Genomic DNA, 19,079 nt, shown 5'->3' with positions numbered 1-19,079 from the left:
ATATCTTGGCAATAGGAAAGGACAATACATATGGTCGACGTCGAATGCCGCGCCGAACTGATCCTGCGCGACCCCGATGGCCGGGAAACCAGTCTCAGCGCGGTTGTCCCGCTTTTGCAACTCGTGGCGCACACGGGCAGCATCGCCAACGCGGCGAGCGCTAAGGGTTTGTCCTATCGCCATGCGTGGGGTCTGCTGCGTGAAATCGAGGCGCGGCTGGGCGGCGCGCTCATCACGAAATCACGCGGGCGCGGATCGGTGCTGTCGGAACTCGGCGAATCGGTTCTGCGCGCGCAGCGACTTTGCGGCGACCGCCTCGAAGCGCCGTTGCAGGCAGTCGCCACCGATGTCGCCGACGAACTGAATCGCCGGCTCGCGGGCGAGGTATCGAATCTGCGCATTCACGCATCGCACGGCTACGCGGTCGCCACGCTCGTTCGCGCGCTCGGCGAACGGCGCGTGCCCGTGGACATCAAGTACCGCGAGAGCGCGGAAGCGGTGAGGGCGCTCGCGCGCAGCGAATGTGAGCTCGCCGGTTTCCACCTGCCTATCGGCAAGTTCCGCTCGACGTGCGCGGAAATCTATCGACCGTATCTCGATCCTAAGAAGCATCAGTTGATTCGCCTGACGCGGCGCACGCAGGGACTCTTTCTGCCGAAGGGCAATCCGAAGCAGATCACCGGCTTGCGCGACCTGGCGCGCAACGACGTGCGTTTCGTGAACCGACAGCCGGGGTCGGGCACGCGCATGCTGCTCGACCTGTCACTGCGCGGCGTGGGTGTCGATCCGGACGAGATCAATGGTTACGCGTCGACGGAACTGACGCATTCGGCCATCGCGGCGTTCGTCGCGAGCGGCATGGCGGACCTCGGCTTCGGCGTCAAACCGGCGGCGCAGCACTTCGGGCTCGATTTCATTCCGGTCATCGACGAGGACTATTTCTTCGCCTGCGAACGTGCGCGGCTCACCGAAGCGCGGCTCGTGAGCGTCCTCGGGGTGCTGCGCAGCGCGGCATTCAGCGATAGCGTGGCGCACCTCGGCGGCTACGATCCGCAACGCTGCGGGACGCTGCTGGAAGTCGAGGAGGGGCTTCGCGGCTGAAGAGCGGGCTGACTGAGCGGCCTGACTGAGCGGCCTGACTGAGCGGCCTGACTGAGCGGACTGACTGAGCGCCGACGCGCGAAACGGACGGTAAGACGAATCTCTCCCGTCGAAACCGCCCGCCTCGGCGAATTGCGTTAACCTAGCGGCTTCGGTTCTTCGTTTCAGCGTTTTCTTCTCGTTCCAGACGCGCCTTCGACGCGCGAAAATCGCCATGAAATTCACGTTGCTCGCTTCACTGTCCGCCGCGCTCGTCGCCGGCGCCGTTTATCTCGCTCCCGCGGCATTCGCGCAAAACTCGCCGGGCATTCCTGGCGGCGTGCTGCAGGACAACTTCCGCATCAACGAGCATCCGCAGATGCCGTTTGCCGCCTCTGCTCCTTCCGAGAAGTATCAGCGCGGCACGTCCGCGATGCGCCGCCGTGGCGACAACGGCGACCCCGACGGCTGCAACCTCAAGTGCCCGAAAGACGGCAGCAACTAAAGCCGGATGAATCGCGGCGCGTGCAATGCGCGCCGTCAGCCTGTCCTTCCTTCCTGCGCTTCTCGGTGGTATCCCTTCGCGCGTGTGCGCGCCGCCTCATACCGCAGGCATTGAATTCCGCAGCGACCGAAAAACACTACGAGATGGCCGATGTGCCATGCGAGTCGAGGAGTACCTTGATCGACGTGTCATCGATCGATAGTTCGATGCGCACGGCCGTTTTTTCTCCGATCTAAAAACCATAAAAACAGGAAGTGCGCGGCTGCACGAACCACGCGAGACAGCGTGGGGCAAGCGGCGACGGACGCCACGCCACCGTGGGCAGGACGTGGCCCCGAACGCACTTCGGACCACCGAGGGACTGCACGCATGCGAATTCTCCAGGTCATACTGGCGCCTCGCCTTTCGGGGGCGGAAGTTCTCGCCAAGGGCGTCGCGATCGGTCATCAGCGCGCGGGACATAGCGTCTCGATCGCCTCGCTGATGCCCGAGCACGACGATTTCAGGCACATCAGCGCAGAGTTGCGCGCGCACGGCGTTTCGTGCGTTTTCCCGGCGAAGAATCCGACGAAGCTGGGCCGGCTGCTCTTTCTGCATCGCGCGATCCGGTCGTTCAAGCCCGACATCATCTTCGCGCACGCGACCATTCCGGCGCTCTACGTGCGCGCCTTGCCGACGCGCGTGCCGATCGTCTGGGTCATGCACTCGGGCGCGAACGACTTCGCCAATGCCGCGCTGATGCGCGCCGAGCGCCTGCTGTCCAACCGCGCGAAGGCGGTGATCGGCGTATCGCAGAAGAACATCGACGACTACGTCAAGGAGATCGGCCTGCATCCGTCGATGATCGTCGTGCCGAACGGCGTCGATGTCTCGCGCTTCGCCGACGATGCCGGGCCGCGCGTGCCCGTCGCGCACAAGCAGATCGTGCAGGTCGGCCGCTATATTCCCGAGAAGAATCAGCTGCAGACGGTCGAAGCCTTCGCGCACGTGGCCTGCGCCGATCGCGATGCGCGGCTTCTTCTATGCGGCGTCGTCGAAAACCTCGACTATCACGCGGCGGTGGTCGAGCGCGTCGCGCAGTTGGGGCTGAAGGATCGCGTGTCGATTCAGGGACCGCAGCAGAACGTCGCGCAGATTCTGCGGGCATCGAGCGTGTTCGCGATGCCGTCGAGCTTCGAAGCGCACAGCATTGGCTTTCTGGAGGCGCTCGCGTCGGGCATTCCGGTGGTGGGCAACAGCATTGCATCGTTCGCGTTCGCGGGCGGTTTCCCGGGCGTGCAATTGCTCGATACGAGCGACATCGCCGCCTACGGCCGCGCGCTTCTCGATGCGCTCTCGCAGCCGCGCGCCACGCGCCCGCTGCAAGGACTGACGCTGCAAAGCACGGCCGACCGGTATCTCGCGATCGCGCGCGACGTGCTGGATTTGCGTGTGGGTCTTGGCTGAACGGCAAATGATGTGATAGAGCATGCGCCGCCCGGATCGAAGGGCGGCGCAGTTTTCGTTTGCCGCCCCAGTAAGCGAGCGCCTCGATCCAGAGCGATTCCGAATGCAATTCCGGCACGTCGCCCTAAACGGCGCGTAGGCGTCAGTTAAACGGCAAGAGATGAAGATCACGCGCCGCCCTTTTGTTTACCGCCTTATTAGGTGATCGTCTCGAGCAAGGACGATCCGGAGTGAAGACGGGGCAGAGTGCACTAAACTTCGTGGGCCTCGGCTGAACGGCGATGATCATACGGAGCACGCGCCACGGCGCGTTTTCATTTGCCGCCCCCGTAAGCGCGCGCTTTGAGCCAGATCGATTGCGAATACACGCCGGGGCAGATTGTCTTGAATCGCGCGTAGAAGCCGGATGAACGGTAATGACTTCAAGGTCACGCGTGCTCGTATCGCGAGGGCGGCGCATTTTTTTGCCGCCTGAGGAAGCGAGCGTCTTGAGCAAAAAACGATTCGGAATACGGACGGGGCAACCGCGGCCAAATCTGCGCGTGGGCCCCAGCAAACCGGCAATGATCAGAGACGCCACGCGCCGCCCGAAGCAGCAGCGCGGCGCGTTCTTATTTGCCGCCCCAGTAAGCGAGCGTCTTAAGCCAGAGCGATTCCGAATACAGCCCCGGCAGATCGCCCCAGATTTGCACCGGCCCCAGCCTGAACGACGCGTCGACGTCATAGCCGGATAAGCTCGGCGCGCCGCCGGTGTAATAGAACTCTTTGAGAATCGTGTTCGCGCGGCGAAACAGCACGAGCGTGGCGTGGTTGTCGTGGTCGTTGCGGCGAATGAGCGCCGGCATGGAATCGGCGTAGGACGTGCCGGGCAGCGTCGCGGTTTCCTCGGCCGGGCCGAACACCTTGCCGCCCTCGATGCCGAAGACGCGCGTGCTTGCCGAGTCGCCACGCGGCGCGAGCACCGCGAGATCGTCGATGCCGTCGCCGTCGATATCGCCTGCCGCGACTTTCACGGACGCGGCGCGCAGTTGCGGGTACACGTTCGTGCGGTAGCTGGCTTCGAACGCAGCACCCGTGCTCGCCAGTTGCGAAAGCGCGAGCGCGCCGTTCACGTTCTCCATCGCGATGAGTCCCGCCCGCTCCGATCCCGCGACGCGCGCAGGCACGAAGCGGGCGCTCGCGGACAGCGCGGGCGCGTTCAGCCAGAGCGCGGGCGCGCTTGCCGTCGCTCCGTTCGATGCGAGCACCCAGAGGTCCAGCCCCGCATCCTTGCGTTGCTGCGCTATCGCGACGTCGGCGCGGCCGTCGCCGTTGAAGTCGCCGGCGATGTATTGCTGCGCGGTGGCAGGCGTCCATTCGGCGTTCGTCTGGAACCATAGGCGCGGTGCTTCGAAGCGCGTGCCCGCGCTTTTCAGCAGCCAGAACGCGGTGCCGCCGTTTCGTGGCGTGATCACCATCAAATCGGCGCGGCCGTCGCCGTCAAAATCGCCGAGCAGAAAGCGCGCGCTGTCGAAGCAGAGCGTATCCGCCTCGCAGGTCGGCGCGCTCGCCTGCGGATCGAACGGCACGGCGTTCAGATACCACGGCGCGGCCTGATCCATGCGCGACATCTCCGCGACCCAGACGTTGAACCCCGGTCCGTCCTTGCGACGCTGCACGTACACGGCGCTGTCGCGGCCCGTGCCGCGCACGTCGCCGTAGAGCGCGCCTTCCTGGCGGGTATCGGTCCACACGGTCTGCGGCGTCGGCGACCAGCGATATTCCGCCGTCAGCAGCGAGCAGCGCCCGGCGGTCACGGCGCCGTTTTTCTCGCCCAGACAGTGATTGAGCGGCGTGTAGACGAAGCCGAAGTCCCACGGCGTCCAGCGCTGCGACGCGCTCTTCGCGTTGCATGCTTCTTCGACCAACCCCGAATCGCGTTCGGCGATGCACGCGTGGGTGGCGGCGTTCACGAGAAGCGCGTCGTTCTTTTCGCCGGGCGTCGCGGGCAACTGTTGCCAGAACCAGTTCTGCGATGCATCGCCCGAGCACGCGCCAAGACGCGGCGGCTGGCCCGCGCCGCCGGATTGCAGGCATCGGCTCGAATATTCGTTGACGAGCTGAAACGGCCGCAGCTGGAAGTCCGGGCCGGCGTCGTTCGCACGCGCGCTGCTCCAGTAGCGGCGAGCCACCCAGTTGCCGTCCCACATGTATTCGTCGAAGACGTGGCCGGCGTCGTTGCCGTCGACGGAAAAGTAGCTGCCGATGACATCGCGTTTGCGCAGCGTCTCTTCGGCGTCGAGATTCTTGGGCAGGCCGCCGGTCGGGTAGGTGACGTGATAGCCGATCGGCAGATCGCGTTTCAGGCTCTGCGCGACCACGCGCGTGATGCGCGCCGCGTAGATGTGGTCCGGGTGCTCCATGAACGCGACCGTGTCCGGATTCAGCGTGTAGATGGCGGTGGCCTGCGTGAGAATCGCGCGCAGCGTCGCCGACAGTGCGGCCCGATCGTATGTCGTCGCTCCCGTGCCGTCCGACTGCATCGGATACGTGGTCACCGTCTGGCCGCGATCCCACAGCAGCCCGAGCGGGACTTTGCCGCCGCGCACGCCGCCGCCCGGCAGCCGCAGTTCGAGCAGCTTGACGCGCGGCTGTCCGGCTAGCACCAGTTGATGCACGGGCTTGCCGGCAAGCATGGCGGTCGATTCCTGCCACCGGTCCGGCACGCCGGCCATTCGCGCGTAGGCGAGCTTGGTGCCGGTCTCGCGCAGCAGCACGTAGTCGTACTTGGCGCCGTTCGCGCCGCCGATCAGATGAACGGTGGTGACGCACCAGCCGGCGTCGAGCTTGTCGCTGATGCCGGGATTGACGAAGAGCAGGTCGTCATCCAGATGCGCGACCACGGTGACGAGCGTCCCTGCGCGACAGTCGGCGGAGGCGGGTGCGGTGGCTGCGCGCGCGACCATCGGAAGGAGCAGGGCGAGCAGGGCCCACGCCAACGCTATCGCGCTTGTTCGGATGTTCTTGATACCGCTTTCTCGATACATGCTTCTCCCGCAACGCGCCGGTTCGCCGGATAAAGCAGAAGATTGCCTTCGCGCGGACGGCACGGTCGGTTGCCGAGCGAACATGTCTGACGGATACGAGAATGTCTGTCGGGACGGAAGCGGGATGAAAAAAAGCCTCGCCGGTTGGCGAGGCTAAAGTACCTGGAATGACTTCCCGTCCACGAGAACGAGAAGCACGAAAAGCGTAACGTCGCTGCGCTGAGAGACGAATCGGATTTGTCGGAGAAGAGGACTCCGATTGCCCTTTGAGCTCGGAATTGTTGACTGAGGTCAGTCATGTAAGCGAAACAGAGGGGAACTGTGCTCTAGTCGACATATCGTTGACCCACAGCAGTAGATTCGGACGCCTCCGATACGAAGCGCGCACCGCGACCTCTATTCTGTGGCCCGTAGCTCGCGTCGTCTCTGCCGCAGCTATGTCTCTCAAGGATGTTTGCCCCGCCTCGCGCGGGGCTTTTTTTTGCCTGCGCGGCGAGGTGGCAGCGCACGCAGCGCTAAACAAAAAACCCGCGACGCTTGCGCGATCGCGGGTTTCAAAATGGGGTGGTGGAGGCGGCGGGAATCGAACCCGCGTCCAGAAGCGCTCTACGACCAGTTCTACATACTTAGTTCTGTCTTTTGATTTAACCGCAACGACGCGGACGAACACGCTGCGTTACGGCGATTCACTAAATTTTCGATCTTGGCGTCGTGACACCACCAAGACTTATCTGACGTATATGACCTCTCGCGGTATTGCTACCCTAACCCGTCAGCGAATTAGTGAGAGGACGGCGGCCCTTAGGCTGCCAGTGCGAACGTATCGTCGTTTGCAGTTACGTTTTTCCCATTGATTAACGAGGTGACGGGTCCTCGGTATGCCCTGACCGCTTCACAACCCCTGTCGAAACCAGGTCGCCCCCAAAGCGGAACTGAGATTATCCCACGAATTACTGTATGAGGCGAACCGCGGCTTTTTTCAAGAGCCTGTTTCGTCCGCGCCCGCGTTGTCATGGGATCTCGCGCAGCAGCAGCTGCAACTCCTCGGTCGATTCGACGACGTGGTCCGCGTGCCAGCGATGCGGCGGGATGTCGTCGCCGCAATAGCCGTACGCGGCGGCGACCGTGATCATGCCGGCGGCAAACCCCGCTTGCACGTCGCGCAGGTCGTCGCCGACGTAGACGATGCGCTCCGGCGCGACGTCGAGCAAATCCGCGGCGTGCAAGAGCGGCGCAGGATGCGGTTTCGAATGCGGCGTCGTGTCGCCGCAAACGAGGCAGCCGGCGCGCGTGTCGAGCCCGAGCAATCCGACGAGTGGCGCGGCGAGCCGCGTCACTTTATTCGTGACGATGCCCCAGCGCACGCCGCGCGCGTCGAGCTCGTCCAGCAATTCGCTGATGCCCGGGAACAGCGTCGTTTCGATGCAGAGGTCCGCCTCGTAATTGGCAAGGAATTCCTCGCGCATCGAGGCGAACTCGTGATGCTCCGGCCCGATTTCGAACGCGCCGCCGAGCAACCCGCGCGCGCCCGCCGATGCGTACGGCCGCAGCGCCTCCAGCGGACGCATTTCGAGCCCGCGGTCGTGGCGCATCTTGTTGACGGCCGCGACGAGGTCCGGCGCGGTATCGGCAATGGTGCCGTCGAGATCGAACAGCACCGCCTGGCAGAGCCCGAGCGAGCGGCCATCGGCCGCGCGTTGCGGCTGCGGCGTGGGATCGTCGGGCAGAGGCTTCGTCTGGACGATGCCCGCTTCGTCTTGTTCTTCCGGATTCATGGCGTCACGCTTCCCGACGGCAAGCCATCATGTAGTTGATGCTCGTATCGTTGGAAAGGCCGAAGTGCTGCGAGATCGGCCGATACGTGATGCCCTTGATATCCACGGGTAAGAGCGACGCCGTGCGCGCGAACGTCGCCAGTTCCGAGGGTTTGATGAAGCGCGCGTAGTCGTGCGTGCCGCGCGGCAGCATCCGCGCAATGTACTCGGCGCCGATGACGGCGAAGAGATACGCCTTCGCGTTCCGGTTGAGCGTGGAGAAGAACACCCAGCCGCCGGGTTTGACGAGCGCCGCGCACGCCGCGACGGTGCCTGCGGGATTCGGCACGTGCTCGAGCATCTCCATGCATGTCACGACGTCGTACGAGCCCGGCTCGCGCGCTGCGAGCGCCTCCGCCGAGATTTCCTCATACGCCACCTCGACGCCGCTTTCGAGACTATGCAGGTCCGCGACACCGAGCGCGTTCGACGACAGATCGATGCCTTTCACCGTTGCGCCGCGCGTGGCCATCGACTCCGACAAAATGCCGCCTCCGCAGCCGATGTCGAGGACACGCTTGCGCATCAGATGCGCATGCGCGTCAATCCAGTCGAGCCGCACCGGGTTCAGCTCGTGCAGCGGCTTGAACTCGGCGTTCGGGTCCCACCAGCGATGCGCGAGATCGCTGAATTTCTGCAGTTCGTGGGGATCGACATTCGTCATGAGGAGGACCTTGGCTAAACGTGAATCGGTAGGGTCGAGTATATAGGCGGTCAACAGACCGGGCAAAACGCACGGCGCGTTCGGCGGCGGCATGCAGCAAGAAACTTCGTGAAATGCGCCGCCGTTGGGCATAAAAAAACCCCCGCCGAGGCGGGGGTTCGAGTCTGCGGCAAGCCGGCAGAACTTACTGTTGCGGCTGACGCGTCGTGCCGACAACTTCGACTTCCACGCGACGATCCGGTGCGAGGCAGGCGATGAGTTGCTTGCGGTTCTTCTGCGTGCACGAACCCTTCGTGACCGGGTCGCGCTTGCCCTTGCCTTCCGTATAGATACGGTTGGCTTCGATGCCCTTGCTGACCAGGTAAGCCTTCACAGCTTGCGCACGGCGCAGCGACAGACGGTCGTTGTACTTGTCCGAACCGATGCGGTCCGTGTAACCCGTTGCAACCACGACTTCGAGATTCAGCGCGCCGATCTTCGATGCGAGATCGTCCAGCGCGGTCTTGCCGGCCGGCTTCAGGACTGCCTTGTCGAAGTCGAACAGGGCGTCGGCCTGGTACGTGACCTTCTGGCTGGTGATAGCGGGTGCGGCCGGCGGCGGCGGAGCGACTGCCGGAGCCGGGGCTTGCGCGACCAGTGCGCCATCGCACTTCGCGTTAGCCGTGGCCGGCGTCCAGAATGCGTCGCGCCAGCACAGTTCGTTCGTGCCGTTCATCCACACATACTCGCCCGTGCCATTCACCCAGTTGTCATTGACGGCTTGTCGCGAGGCCGGCACCGATTGCGCCGAGGCCGATGCAGCCATAACTGCGGTAGCTGCAATGAACGCGAGCTTTGAAAGTTTATTCATATTTCTCCTCTCGAAATTGAGATTACCGCAGGTTTACTGCGAGCCTGTAGACGAAGACAAGTCATACATTGCTCGAAGTATAACATTCCCCTGCGGAACAAAACGCTTTGTATAGACTTCGAGCAGTGTCTAACTTTGTGCGTTGGCATTTTGCCATATCGTTCCCTTGCAACGATAAAAATATCCCCGCACCCTGTTCGGCCGCAACCTTATGTGGTGCCTCCGCAACAAGAAAGGGACAGGAACCGGGCCCGCGCCACAAAGGCGCCGAACCTGCGCATATCGCGTGCCTAAACGGCCTTTCCCGCGCATTTTCGTCGCTGCCGCTTCGCCCTTCGCAAAGCGCTGAGGCGGCATGATAGCCCGGCTCGATGACCAATTGACGGAAATCGTTCCCCAGTTTTTGTAAGTAATTGGTACAGCCTGCGCGGGGCTCAGAATGCCTGCGACGCCGCCGGGACGGCGCATCAACACTATGTATACGCACCTCGCCGGACGCGACGGTGCCGCATGGTAGAATCTCGCGATGCGCTGCGTTCGCAGCGCCGCAGCGTACGCCGGCTACGCGCCTGGCCGGCGCAAGTCGCGCGGCCGGCTGGCGGGTGTCGCGAAACTCACGAACGCGCTGCCGTGTCGCTGCTGCACAGTTCAAGACACGGATAATGGATCAATTCGCCAAAGAGACTCTGCCTATCTCCCTCGAGGAGGAAATGCGCCGTTCGTATCTCGATTACGCGATGAGCGTAATCGTCGGGCGCGCGCTTCCCGATGTCCGCGATGGCCTGAAGCCGGTGCATCGCCGGGCGCTGTACTCGATGCATGAACTGAACAACGACTGGAATCGCGCGTACAAGAAATCTGCGCGTATCGTCGGCGACGTCATCGGTAAGTACCACCCGCACGGCGACGCCTCGGTGTACGAAACCATCGTCCGCATGGCGCAGCCGTTCTCGCTGCGCTACATGCTGGTGGACGGGCAGGGCAACTTCGGTTCCGTCGACGGCGATAACGCCGCGGCCATGCGCTACACCGAAATCCGCATGGCGAAGATCGGCCACGAGCTGCTGGCCGACATCGACAAGGAAACCGTCGACTTCGGTCCCAACTACGACGGCAGCGAGAACGAACCGCTCGTGCTGCCGGCGCGCATTCCGAATCTGCTGATCAACGGCTCGGCCGGCATCGCGGTCGGCATGGCCACCAACATTCCGCCGCACAATCTGCGCGAAATCGTCGATGCCTGCCTGCACCTGCTGAACAATCCCGAATCGTCGGTGGACGAACTCATCGAGATCGTGCCCGCGCCGGACTTCCCGACCGCCGGGATCATCTACGGCGTGGCCGGCGTGCGCGACGGCTACCGTACCGGGCGCGGGCGCGTCGTCATGCGCGCGGCCACGCACTTCGAGGAGATCGACCGCGGCCAGCGCATGGCCATCATCGTCGACGAAATTCCGTATCAGGTGAACAAGCGCACGCTGCTCGAGCGCATCGCGGAACTCGTCAACGAGAAAAAAATCGAGGGCATTTCCGACATACGCGACGAATCGGACAAGAGCGGCATGCGCGTCGTGATCGAGCTGAAGCGCGGGGAAGTGCCGGAAGTCGTCCTGAACAACCTGTACAAGCAGACGCAGCTTCAGGACACGTTCGGCATGAATCTGGTCGCGCTCGTCGACGGCCAGCCCAAGCTGCTGAATCTGAAGGAAATGCTGGAGTGCTTCCTGTCGCATCGACGGGAAGTGCTGACGCGGCGCACTGTATACGAACTGCGCAAGGCGCGCGACCGCGGTCACGTGCTCGAAGGTCTCGCCGTGGCGCTCGCGAACATCGACGAGTTCATCGCCATCATCAAGGCGGCGCCCACGCCGCCTATCGCGAAGCAGGAGCTGATGAACCGGCCGTGGGATTCGTCGCTCGTGCGCGAAATGTTGACGCGCGCGGAGACGGAAGCGTCCGGCGGGCGTCTCGCGTATCGTCCGGAAGGGCTGAATCCGGCTTACGGTTTGCAGGAAGACGGCCTCTACAAACTGTCGGACGTGCAGGCGCAGGAAATTCTGCAGATGCGCCTGCAGCGCCTGACCGGCCTCGAGCAGGACAAGATCGTCGGCGAATATCGCGAGGTCATGGCGCAGATCGCCGACCTGCTCGACATCCTCGCGCGGCCGGAACGCATCCGGCAAATGATCGTGGAAGAGCTCGGCCAGGTGCGCGCGGAATTCGGCGACGAGCGCCGCTCGCGCATCGAAATGAACGCGACCGAGCTCAATACCGAGGACCTGATCACGCCGCAGGAAATGGTCGTGACCATGTCGCATGCCGGCTACGTGAAGTCGCAGCCGCTCTCGGAATACCGCGCGCAGAAGCGCGGCGGGCGCGGCAAGCAGGCCACGCAGATGAAGGAAGACGACTGGATCGACACGCTCTTCATCGCGAACACGCACGATCACATGCTGTGCTTCTCGAACCGCGGCCGCGTGTACTGGGTCAAGGTCTACGAAGTGCCGCAAGGCTCGCGCAATTCGCGCGGCCGGCCGATCGTCAACATGTTCCCGTTGCAAGACGGCGAGAAGATCAACGTCGTTCTGCCGATCAAGGAATTCTCGGCGGACAAGTACGTTTTCATGGCCACCGCGCTCGGCACCGTCAAGAAGACGCCGCTCGAAGCGTTCAGCCGTCCGCTCAAGAAGGGCATCATCGCGGTCGGCCTGGATGACGGCGACTACCTGATCGGCGCGGCCATTACCGACGGCGCGCACGACGTCATGCTGTTCTCGGACTCGGGCAAGGCCGTGCGTTTCGACGAAAACGACGTCCGCGCGATGGGCCGCGAAGCGCGCGGCGTGCGCGGCATGCAGCTCGAAGAAGGGCAGCAGGTCATCGCGCTCCTAGTGGCGGGCGGCGAGAACCAGTCGGTGCTGACGGCCACGCAGAACGGCTTCGGCAAGCGCACGCCGATCAACGAGTACACGCGCCACGGCCGCGGCACCAAGGGCATGATCGCAATCCAGACGTCGGAGCGCAACGGCAAGGTGGTCGCCGCGACGCTCGTCGATTCGGAAAGCCAGATCATGCTGATCACCACGGCGGGCGTGCTGATCCGTACGCGGGTGTCCGAAATCCGCGAAATGGGCCGCGCAACCCAAGGTGTTACACTCATCAGCCTTGACGAGGGCACGAAGTTGTCGGGACTCCAGCATATCGCCGAGGCCGAGGCGGACGCCGAACTTGAAGAAGCGGACGCAGCCGATGCCGCCGCGGATGCCGAGGCTTCCGCCGTGCCGCCCGACGAATCTCAAAATGGCGACGCGGGCGAAGACGCCTGATATTTTTTGTGTCGCCGGTTTCTCGTTATCGCTTTTGAAAGCCTGAATTGGTTAAGCTGCGCGACGTGAGCCTGATGCCGGCGCTGCGTTTCTCGGATGAGAACGCCAGCGCCGCTCATGCGGACGTGCAAGGCTCGTCGCGAGTGCTGAACTGAATATTTTTTACAGGGAGTAATGATGCAAGGACGTTTCAAGCAGTGGATGTTGCTGGCCGCTTTCGTGCCGACTTTCGCGATGGCTCAGTCGCTTCAGAACCAGGCGCCGAACCAGGCGGCGGCGCCGGCCGCAGCAGCACCGGTTGATCCGGCCAAGCAAGCTGCGATCAAGGATCTGCTCGACGCAATCGACGCGCAAAAGCTCGTCGGCGCAATCGGCAACAGTGCACAGATGCAAGCGAAGCAGCTCGTTCCGGCCATCCTGTCGGACGCGCTGTCGGAGAACAAGTCGCTGAACGACAAGCAGAAGCAGGCTGCTGTCCCGACGCTGCAGAAGAACGCAGTGCCGAAGCTGGTGGACTCCGCAGGCCAGGTATTCGCCACGGACAACTTCCGCCAGGACGCCATGAAGGCCCAGTACGACGCGTACGCGAAGTACTACTCGACCGACGAGATCAAGGACCTGACGAACTTCTACAAGAGCCCGACGGGCCGCAAGTTCATTCAGGTGCAAGACCAGGTCGGCCGTGACGTCGTCAACGGTCTGATGCAGAAGTACATGCCGCAAGCCATCAAGGCAACCCGCACGCAAGCGGATCAGGAAGTGGCGAGCGTCAAGCCGGGCAAGTAAGCACGGCGAGACGACCGGAGAACCCGCTACGGGGCGCGCTGCCCCGCGCGTTGGCGGGTTTTCAGGACAGTGCGATAATGGCTGTTTGTGCGAGAGCGCAAGCAGCCATTTCTTTTTCAGGCGCGCGTCATCCGCTGTATCAAGCGACTCGACTCGACTCGACTCGACTCGACGCCGCGCCTGCCATTCGGGATTCCACATGCGCGTGTTCAATTTCTCCGCCGGCCCGGCCGCGATGCCAGAAGAAGTGTTGAGGCAAGCCGCCGACGAAATGCTCGACTGGCATGGCAGCGGCATGAGCGTGATGGAAATGAGCCACCGCGGCGCCGAGTTCATGTCGATCCATGAAGCGGCGCTCACCGACCTGCGCGAACTGCTCAAGGTGCCGGCGTCGCATCGCATTCTGTTTCTGCAGGGTGGTGGCATCGGCGAAAATGCCATCGTGCCGATGAACCTGCTCGGCGCCAAGAAGACCGCGGATTTCGTCGTGACGGGTTCCTGGTCGACGAAGTCCTACAAGGAAGCGCAGAAGTACTGCACGCCGCACGTCGCGGCCACGGGCAAGACCGAGCAAGGCTTCACGCGCGTGCCGGCAATCGGCGAGTGGAAGCTCTCGGACGATCCCGCCTACGTGCATCTGTGCACGAACGAAACCATCGACGGCGTCGAGGCCTTCGACATTCCCGATCTCGGCGACATTCCGCTCGTCGCGGATGCGTCGTCGCACATCCTTTCGCGTCCGATGGACGTCGCCAAGTTCGGCGTGCTCTTCGCGGGCGCGCAGAAAAACATCGGCATGGCGGGCGTGACGGTCGTGATGGTGCGCGAAGACCTGCTCGACCGCGCGCTGTCCATTTGTCCGTCCGCGTTCGAGTGGAAGACGGTTGCCGAGAACAACTCGATGTTCAACACGCCGCCCACGTACGCCATCTACATGGCCGGTCTCGTCTTTAAGTGGCTGAAGAAGCAGGGCGGCCTCGAGGCAATGGAAGCGCGCAACGTCGAAAAGGCGAAGCTGCTCTACGACGCCATCGACACCAGCGATTTCTACGTCAACAAGGTCGAGCGGCAGAATCGTTCGCGCATGAACGTGCCGTTCTTTCTTGCCGATGAATCGCGCAATACCGATTTCCTGGCCGGCGCCAAAGCGCGCGGGCTACTGCAGCTGAAGGGCCATAAGTCCGTCGGTGGCATGCGGGCATCGATCTACAACGCGGTGCCGGTCGAGGGCGTCAGGGCGCTCGTCGACTATATGAAGGAATTCGAGCGGACGAGCGCATGAACGCGCCGTCGCTCCTCTAACCGCATTCGCTCAACACGCACCGCATGGACGACGATCTCAATTCAAGACTCAAACCGCTGCGCGAGCGCATCGACGCGCTCGACGCGCAACTCATCGCGCTCTTGAACCAGCGCGCTTCCGTGGCGCTCGAAGTGGGCGAGGTGAAGAAGCACTTCAACGCGCCGGTGTTTCGCCCGGAGCGCGAGATGCAGGTCATCGCGCGCTTGCAGGCCATGAGCGACGGCCCGCTCGCTGCCGACCACATCAGCGCGATCTGGCGCGAGATCATGGCCGCGAGCCGCGCGCTCGAACAGACGCTGCGCGCCGCGTTCCTCGGGCCGGTCGGCACCTACAGCGAACAGGCGATGTTCGAATATTTCGGGCACTCGATCGAAGGCCTGCCGTGCCCGTCCATCGACGAAGTGTTCCGCTCGGTCGAAGCCGGCGCGGCACAGTACGGCGTCGTGCCCGTCGAGAATTCGGCGGAAGGCGCGGTGTCGCGCACGCTGGACCTGCTGCTGCAAACGCAACTCGTGATCGGCGGCGAGCTGGCCCTGCCGATTCATCACAATTTGCTGACGGCGTCCGGCTCGCTGGAAGGCGTAACGCGCGTCTGCGCGCACCCGCAGGCGCTCGCGCAGTGCCAGCGGTGGCTTTCCGCCAACGCCCCGCATCTGGAGCGGCAGGCGGTGTCGAGCAATGCGGAAGCCGCGCGCATGGCCGTGGCGGATCCGACCGTGGCCGCGATCGCCGGCGACCGCGCGGCGACGCACTACGGCCTGGGCGTCGTGTATTCGCTGATTCAGGACGATCCGCACAACCGCACGCGTTTCGTGATCATCGGCAAGCAGCCGTCGGGCGCGAGCGGCCACGACCAGACTTCACTCATCGTGTCTGTCGCGAACGAGCCGGGCGCGGTGTTCAAGCTGCTGGAGCCGCTCGCGAAGCACGGCGTCTCGATGACGCGCTTCGAGTCGCGGCCCGCGCGCGTCGGGACGTGGGAGTACTACTTCTATATCGATCTCGAAGGCCATCGCAACGATGCGTCGGTGGCCGCCGCGCTGGAAGAACTCGGGCAGAAGGCCGCGTTTCTCAAGATTCTCGGGTCGTATCCGCGCGCCCGGTAAAATTCGCGCTTTCAGCCGTTCCGTCTTCCGCGTCTTTCGACGCGCTTTTTGCGATGTCCCGTGGCCGCGTTCACTTTCAATAAACTGGTTATTTTCGGCGTCGGCCTGATCGGCGGGTCGCTCGCGCGCGCGTTGCGCGAACGCGCCGGGCTCGCGGGGCGCGTGGTCGGCGTCGGGCGCTCCGCGCAGTCGGTGGCGCGCGCGGTCGAACTCGGCGTGATCGACGAAGCCGTCGCGCTGGATGACGACGTCGCGCTTTCGCGCGCGTTGCAGGGCGCCGATATCGTGCTGCTCGCCGCGCCGGTCGCGCAGACGCAGCCGTTGCTCGCGCGCATCGCGCCGTTTCTCGAGGCGCAGACGCTCGTCACCGACGCGGGCAGCACGAAGAGCGATGTCGTCGCGGCTGCACGGGCGACGCTTTCGGAACGCGTCGCGCAGTTCGTGCCGGGGCACCCGATTGCCGGGCGCGAGTCGAGCGGCGTCGATGCCGCCTTGCCTGATCTCTACGTCGATCGCAATGTCGTGCTGTGTCCGCTCGCCGAGAATGCGCCGGAAGCCGTCGAGCGCATCGCCGCGATGTGGCGGGTGACCGGCGCGGCGGTGCACACGATGAGCGAGGCGCAGCATGATCGCGTGTTCGCGTCGGTGAGTCATCTGCCGCATGTGCTCTCGTTCGCGCTCGTCGAGCAGATTCTCGAAGCGCCGGACGCGCAACTGAAGTTTTCGTTCGCGGCGGGCGGTTTTCGCGATTTCACGCGCATTGCGGCGTCGAGCCCGGAAATGTGGCGAGACGTCTGCCTGGCGAACCGTGCGGCGCTGCTCGCAGAACTAGACGCCTACACCGACGTGCTCGCGCGGTTTCGCGCGGCCATCGACGCGTCGGACGGCGCGGCGCTCGAAGCGGCGTTCGCGCGTTCGCGCGTGGCGCGCACGGAGTGGCAGGAACGCGGCGGCAAGAAGATTCCCGGCGATCCCGCCGCTAAATAAACACACCCAGACACACCCAGACACGCCCAGGAAACAGCATGGAACATCTCGATCTCGGACCCTTCGCGCGCGCGTCCGGCACGGTGCGGCTGCCCGGCTCGAAGAGCATCTCGAACCGGGTGCTGCTGCTCGCGGCGCTTTCGACCGGCGAAACGGCGATCACCAATCTGCTCGATTCCGACGACACGCGCGTGATGCTGGCCGCGCTGGAAACGCTCGGCGTGACGCTTAAGCGCGATGGCGAGCGCGTGATCGTGACGGGCACGGGCGGCGCGTTTCCGTCGAAGTCGGCGGAGCTTTTTCTCGGCAACGCGGGAACGGCGGTCCGTCCGCTGACGGCGGCGCTCGCGGTCAACGGCGGCGAATATCGCGTGCACGGCGTGCCGCGCATGCACGAGCGGCCGATCGGCGATCTCGTCGACGGGTTGCGTCAGATCGGCGCGAAGATCGACTACGAGCAGAACGACGGCTTCCCGCCGCTCAAGATTCACGCGTCGCACATCGCCGTGGACAAGCCCATTCGCGTGCGCGGCGACGTGTCGAGCCAGTTTCTCACCGCGCTCCTGATGAGCCTGCCGGTTATCGAGGGGCGGAACGGCCCGGTGACGATCGAAGTCGAAGGCGAGCTCATTTCGAAGCCCTATATCGAGATTACCGTGCGGCTGATGGAACGCTTCGGGGTGACCGTCGAGCGCGACGGCTGGGCGCGCTTCACGGTGCCCGCGGGCGCGTCGTACCGGTCTCCGGGCGCGATCATGGTGGAAGGCGACGCGTCGTCTGCGTCGTATTTCCTGGCGGCGGGCGCCATCGGCCACGGGCCGGTGCGCGTGGAAGGCGTCGGGCGGTCGAGCATTCAGGGCGACGTCGGCTTCGCGGATGCGCTGAATCGCATGGGCGCGAACGTGATGATGGGCGACGACTGGATCGAGGTACGCGGCGTCGAGTCCGACGACGGCAAGCTCGCGCCCATCGACATGGACTTCAACCTGATTCCCGACGCCGCGATGACCATTGCCGTGGCCGCGCTTTTCGCGAACGGCACGACGACGCTGCGCAACATCGCGAGCTGGCGGGTGAAGGAAACCGACCGCATCGCCGCGATGGCGACCGAATTGCGCAAGGTCGGCGCGACGGTCGAAGAGGGCGCCGATTATCTGGTCGTCACGCCGCCGGCGAAGTTCACCGCGAACGCCGCGATCGACACGTACGACGATCACCGCATGGCGATGTGCTTTTCGCTCGTCAGCCTGGGCGGCGTGCCCGTGCGCATCAACGATCCGAAGTGCGTGAACAAGACTTTTCCTGACTATTTCGACCGTTTCGCGACGCTCGTCAGAACCTGAGCCGCGCCATGCCTTCCTTCACGAAAACAGCAACAACGGGCCGCAACGGCCATACGCAATGAAACCGAGCCGTCCATTCGACCCCACTCCAGTCATCACCATCGACGGGCCGACGGCGTCCGGCAAGGGCACGGTCGCGGCGGTCGTCGCGGCCACGCTCGGCTTTCACCTGCTCGACAGCGGCGCGCTGTACCGGCTCGCGGCGCTCGCGAGCGTCCGCTACGGCATCGACAGGGGCGACGCCCCGGCGCTTGCAAACCTCGTCGGCGACCTCCATATCACCTTTCGCGAGGGATGCGCGCAGCTCGACGGCGTCGATGTATCGACTGACATCCGTGCCGAGGAAATCGGCAATCGTGCGTCCGCGATCGCGGTGCATCCCGAAGTGCGACAGGCGCTGGTCGCCCGCCAGCGGGCGTTCCGCAAGCGCCCCGGGCTCGTGGCCGACGGCCGCGACATGGGCACGGTCATCTTCCCCGACGCCACGTTGAAGGTGTTTCTGACCGCGAGCGTCGAGGCCCGCGCCGCGAGACGCCATAAGCAATTGATGCAAAAAGGCTTTTCTGCTAATATGGATGACTTGCTGCGCGATTTGCGCGAACGCGACGCCCGCGACATGAACCGGGCAGCCGCGCCGCTCAGGCCCGCGGCGGACGCGAAGACGCTGGACACCTCCGGTTTGTCGATCGATCAAGCGGTCGAGCAGATCATCGGCTGGTACAGCGAAGTGCGCGTGTAACTGAGAATGTAGTAGATGTGCCGGTGTGCCGCCGCAGTGTTCGACTGATTGGCTGGCTGCCGGATAGTTGGGTGCTCCGTCATGTGGCGGAGCGTGTGTTAAAC

The 19,079-nt window shown here is 64.0% G+C and carries 14 protein-coding genes and 1 other RNA gene; 10 read left to right on the top strand and 5 right to left on the bottom strand.

Features of this window, described 5'->3' with window-relative positions:
* Positions 1–30 precede the first annotated feature (30 nt).
* The 3 genes from NCR37_RS09770 to NCR37_RS09760 all read left to right on the top strand — a co-directional run bounded on the left by NCR37_RS09770 (position 31) and on the right by NCR37_RS09760 (position 3,031).
* The gene (locus NCR37_RS09770; protein ID WP_250472805.1) at positions 31–1,101 is read left to right on the top strand and encodes a substrate-binding domain-containing protein; all 1,071 of its coding nucleotides are present in this window, start codon (positions 31–33) and stop codon (positions 1,099–1,101) included.
* A gap of 214 nt (positions 1,102–1,315) precedes the next feature.
* Positions 1,316–1,585, top strand: a complete 270-nt coding sequence (locus tag NCR37_RS09765; RefSeq protein WP_250472804.1) for a hypothetical protein — start codon at positions 1,316–1,318, stop codon at positions 1,583–1,585.
* A 369-nt stretch (positions 1,586–1,954) separates the two neighbouring features.
* Positions 1,955–3,031 (top strand): glycosyltransferase family 4 protein, encoded by a 1,077-nt coding sequence (locus tag NCR37_RS09760; protein ID WP_248320309.1) that lies wholly within the window; start codon positions 1,955–1,957, stop codon positions 3,029–3,031.
* 611 nt (positions 3,032–3,642) lie between these two features.
* Here the strand turns inward: NCR37_RS09760 and NCR37_RS09755 are convergent.
* The 5 genes from NCR37_RS09755 to ompA all read right to left on the bottom strand — a co-directional run bounded on the left by NCR37_RS09755 (position 3,643) and on the right by ompA (position 9,385).
* Positions 3,643–6,057, bottom strand: a complete 2,415-nt coding sequence (locus NCR37_RS09755; protein ID WP_250472803.1) for an FG-GAP-like repeat-containing protein — start codon at positions 6,055–6,057, stop codon at positions 3,643–3,645.
* A gap of 565 nt (positions 6,058–6,622) precedes the next feature.
* Positions 6,623–6,980: a transfer-messenger RNA gene (gene ssrA, locus NCR37_RS09750) on the bottom strand.
* Positions 6,981–7,067: 87 nt separating this feature from the next.
* Positions 7,068–7,832 carry a phosphoglycolate phosphatase gene (gene gph, locus NCR37_RS09745; protein ID WP_250472802.1) on the bottom strand — a complete coding sequence of 255 codons (765 nt, stop codon included), beginning with the start codon at positions 7,830–7,832 and terminating at the stop codon, positions 7,068–7,070.
* Between the two features lie 4 nt (positions 7,833–7,836).
* Positions 7,837–8,535, bottom strand: coding sequence for a bifunctional 2-polyprenyl-6-hydroxyphenol methylase/3-demethylubiquinol 3-O-methyltransferase UbiG (gene ubiG, locus NCR37_RS09740; protein WP_250472801.1), 699 nt, complete (start codon positions 8,533–8,535; stop codon positions 7,837–7,839).
* A gap of 184 nt (positions 8,536–8,719) precedes the next feature.
* Positions 8,720–9,385 carry an outer membrane protein OmpA gene (ompA, locus tag NCR37_RS09735; RefSeq protein ID WP_175944633.1) on the bottom strand — a complete coding sequence of 222 codons (666 nt, stop codon included), beginning with the start codon at positions 9,383–9,385 and terminating at the stop codon, positions 8,720–8,722.
* Between the two features lie 662 nt (positions 9,386–10,047).
* Between ompA and gyrA the strand changes: the two genes are divergently transcribed.
* The 7 genes from gyrA (at position 10,048) to cmk (ending at position 18,975) form a co-directional block, all read left to right on the top strand.
* Positions 10,048–12,711: a DNA gyrase subunit A gene (gene gyrA, locus NCR37_RS09730; protein ID WP_250472800.1), complete on the top strand. Its 2,664-nt coding sequence runs from the start codon at positions 10,048–10,050 to the stop codon at positions 12,709–12,711.
* Between the two features lie 177 nt (positions 12,712–12,888).
* Positions 12,889–13,497, top strand: coding sequence for a DUF2059 domain-containing protein (locus NCR37_RS09725; RefSeq protein ID WP_159838093.1), 609 nt, complete (start codon positions 12,889–12,891; stop codon positions 13,495–13,497).
* Between the two features lie 199 nt (positions 13,498–13,696).
* A complete protein-coding gene (gene serC, locus NCR37_RS09720) occupies positions 13,697–14,779 on the top strand; it encodes a 3-phosphoserine/phosphohydroxythreonine transaminase (protein WP_250472799.1) in 1,083 nt (360 codons plus the stop codon).
* 44 nt (positions 14,780–14,823) lie between these two features.
* Entirely contained in the window at positions 14,824–15,906 is a 1,083-nt protein-coding gene (pheA, locus tag NCR37_RS09715; protein WP_250472798.1) for a prephenate dehydratase, read from the top strand.
* 60 nt (positions 15,907–15,966) lie between these two features.
* Positions 15,967–16,893 (top strand): prephenate dehydrogenase, encoded by a 927-nt coding sequence (locus NCR37_RS09710; protein ID WP_250472797.1) that lies wholly within the window; start codon positions 15,967–15,969, stop codon positions 16,891–16,893.
* A 38-nt stretch (positions 16,894–16,931) separates the two neighbouring features.
* The gene (gene aroA, locus NCR37_RS09705) at positions 16,932–18,236 is read left to right on the top strand and encodes a 3-phosphoshikimate 1-carboxyvinyltransferase (protein ID WP_250472796.1); all 1,305 of its coding nucleotides are present in this window, start codon (positions 16,932–16,934) and stop codon (positions 18,234–18,236) included.
* Positions 18,237–18,294: 58 nt separating this feature from the next.
* Positions 18,295–18,975 carry a (d)CMP kinase gene (cmk, locus tag NCR37_RS09700; protein ID WP_250472795.1) on the top strand — a complete coding sequence of 227 codons (681 nt, stop codon included), beginning with the start codon at positions 18,295–18,297 and terminating at the stop codon, positions 18,973–18,975.
* Positions 18,976–19,079 lie beyond the last annotated feature (104 nt).

The organism is Caballeronia sp. GAFFF1 (genome assembly GCF_023630705.1).
Classification (GTDB): domain Bacteria; phylum Pseudomonadota; class Gammaproteobacteria; order Burkholderiales; family Burkholderiaceae; genus Caballeronia.
Note: the sequence above shows the minus strand (reverse complement) of the source record. Positions and strands in the feature narration are given on the sequence as shown.

What these genes read in the sequence shown, in the direction of transcription:
- NCR37_RS09765 (WP_250472804.1), top strand. Translation starts at nt 1,316, where the DNA reads ATGAAATTCACGTTGCTCGCTTCACTGTCCGCCGCGCTCGTCGCCGGC.
- ompA (WP_175944633.1), bottom strand. Translation starts at nt 9,385, where the DNA reads ATGAATAAACTTTCAAAGCTCGCGTTCATTGCAGCTACCGCAGTTATG.
- aroA (WP_250472796.1), top strand. Translation starts at nt 16,932, where the DNA reads ATGGAACATCTCGATCTCGGACCCTTCGCGCGCGCGTCCGGCACGGTG.
- NCR37_RS09770 (WP_250472805.1), top strand. Translation starts at nt 31, where the DNA reads ATGGTCGACGTCGAATGCCGCGCCGAACTGATCCTGCGCGACCCCGAT.
- NCR37_RS09725 (WP_159838093.1), top strand. Translation starts at nt 12,889, where the DNA reads ATGCAAGGACGTTTCAAGCAGTGGATGTTGCTGGCCGCTTTCGTGCCG.
- cmk (WP_250472795.1), top strand. Translation starts at nt 18,295, where the DNA reads ATGAAACCGAGCCGTCCATTCGACCCCACTCCAGTCATCACCATCGAC.
- NCR37_RS09760 (WP_248320309.1), top strand. Translation starts at nt 1,955, where the DNA reads ATGCGAATTCTCCAGGTCATACTGGCGCCTCGCCTTTCGGGGGCGGAA.
- gyrA (WP_250472800.1), top strand. Translation starts at nt 10,048, where the DNA reads ATGGATCAATTCGCCAAAGAGACTCTGCCTATCTCCCTCGAGGAGGAA.
- ubiG (WP_250472801.1), bottom strand. Translation starts at nt 8,535, where the DNA reads ATGACGAATGTCGATCCCCACGAACTGCAGAAATTCAGCGATCTCGCG.
- gph (WP_250472802.1), bottom strand. Translation starts at nt 7,832, where the DNA reads ATGAATCCGGAAGAACAAGACGAAGCGGGCATCGTCCAGACGAAGCCT.
- NCR37_RS09755 (WP_250472803.1), bottom strand. Translation starts at nt 6,057, where the DNA reads ATGTATCGAGAAAGCGGTATCAAGAACATCCGAACAAGCGCGATAGCG.
- serC (WP_250472799.1), top strand. Translation starts at nt 13,697, where the DNA reads ATGCGCGTGTTCAATTTCTCCGCCGGCCCGGCCGCGATGCCAGAAGAA.
- pheA (WP_250472798.1), top strand. Translation starts at nt 14,824, where the DNA reads ATGGACGACGATCTCAATTCAAGACTCAAACCGCTGCGCGAGCGCATC.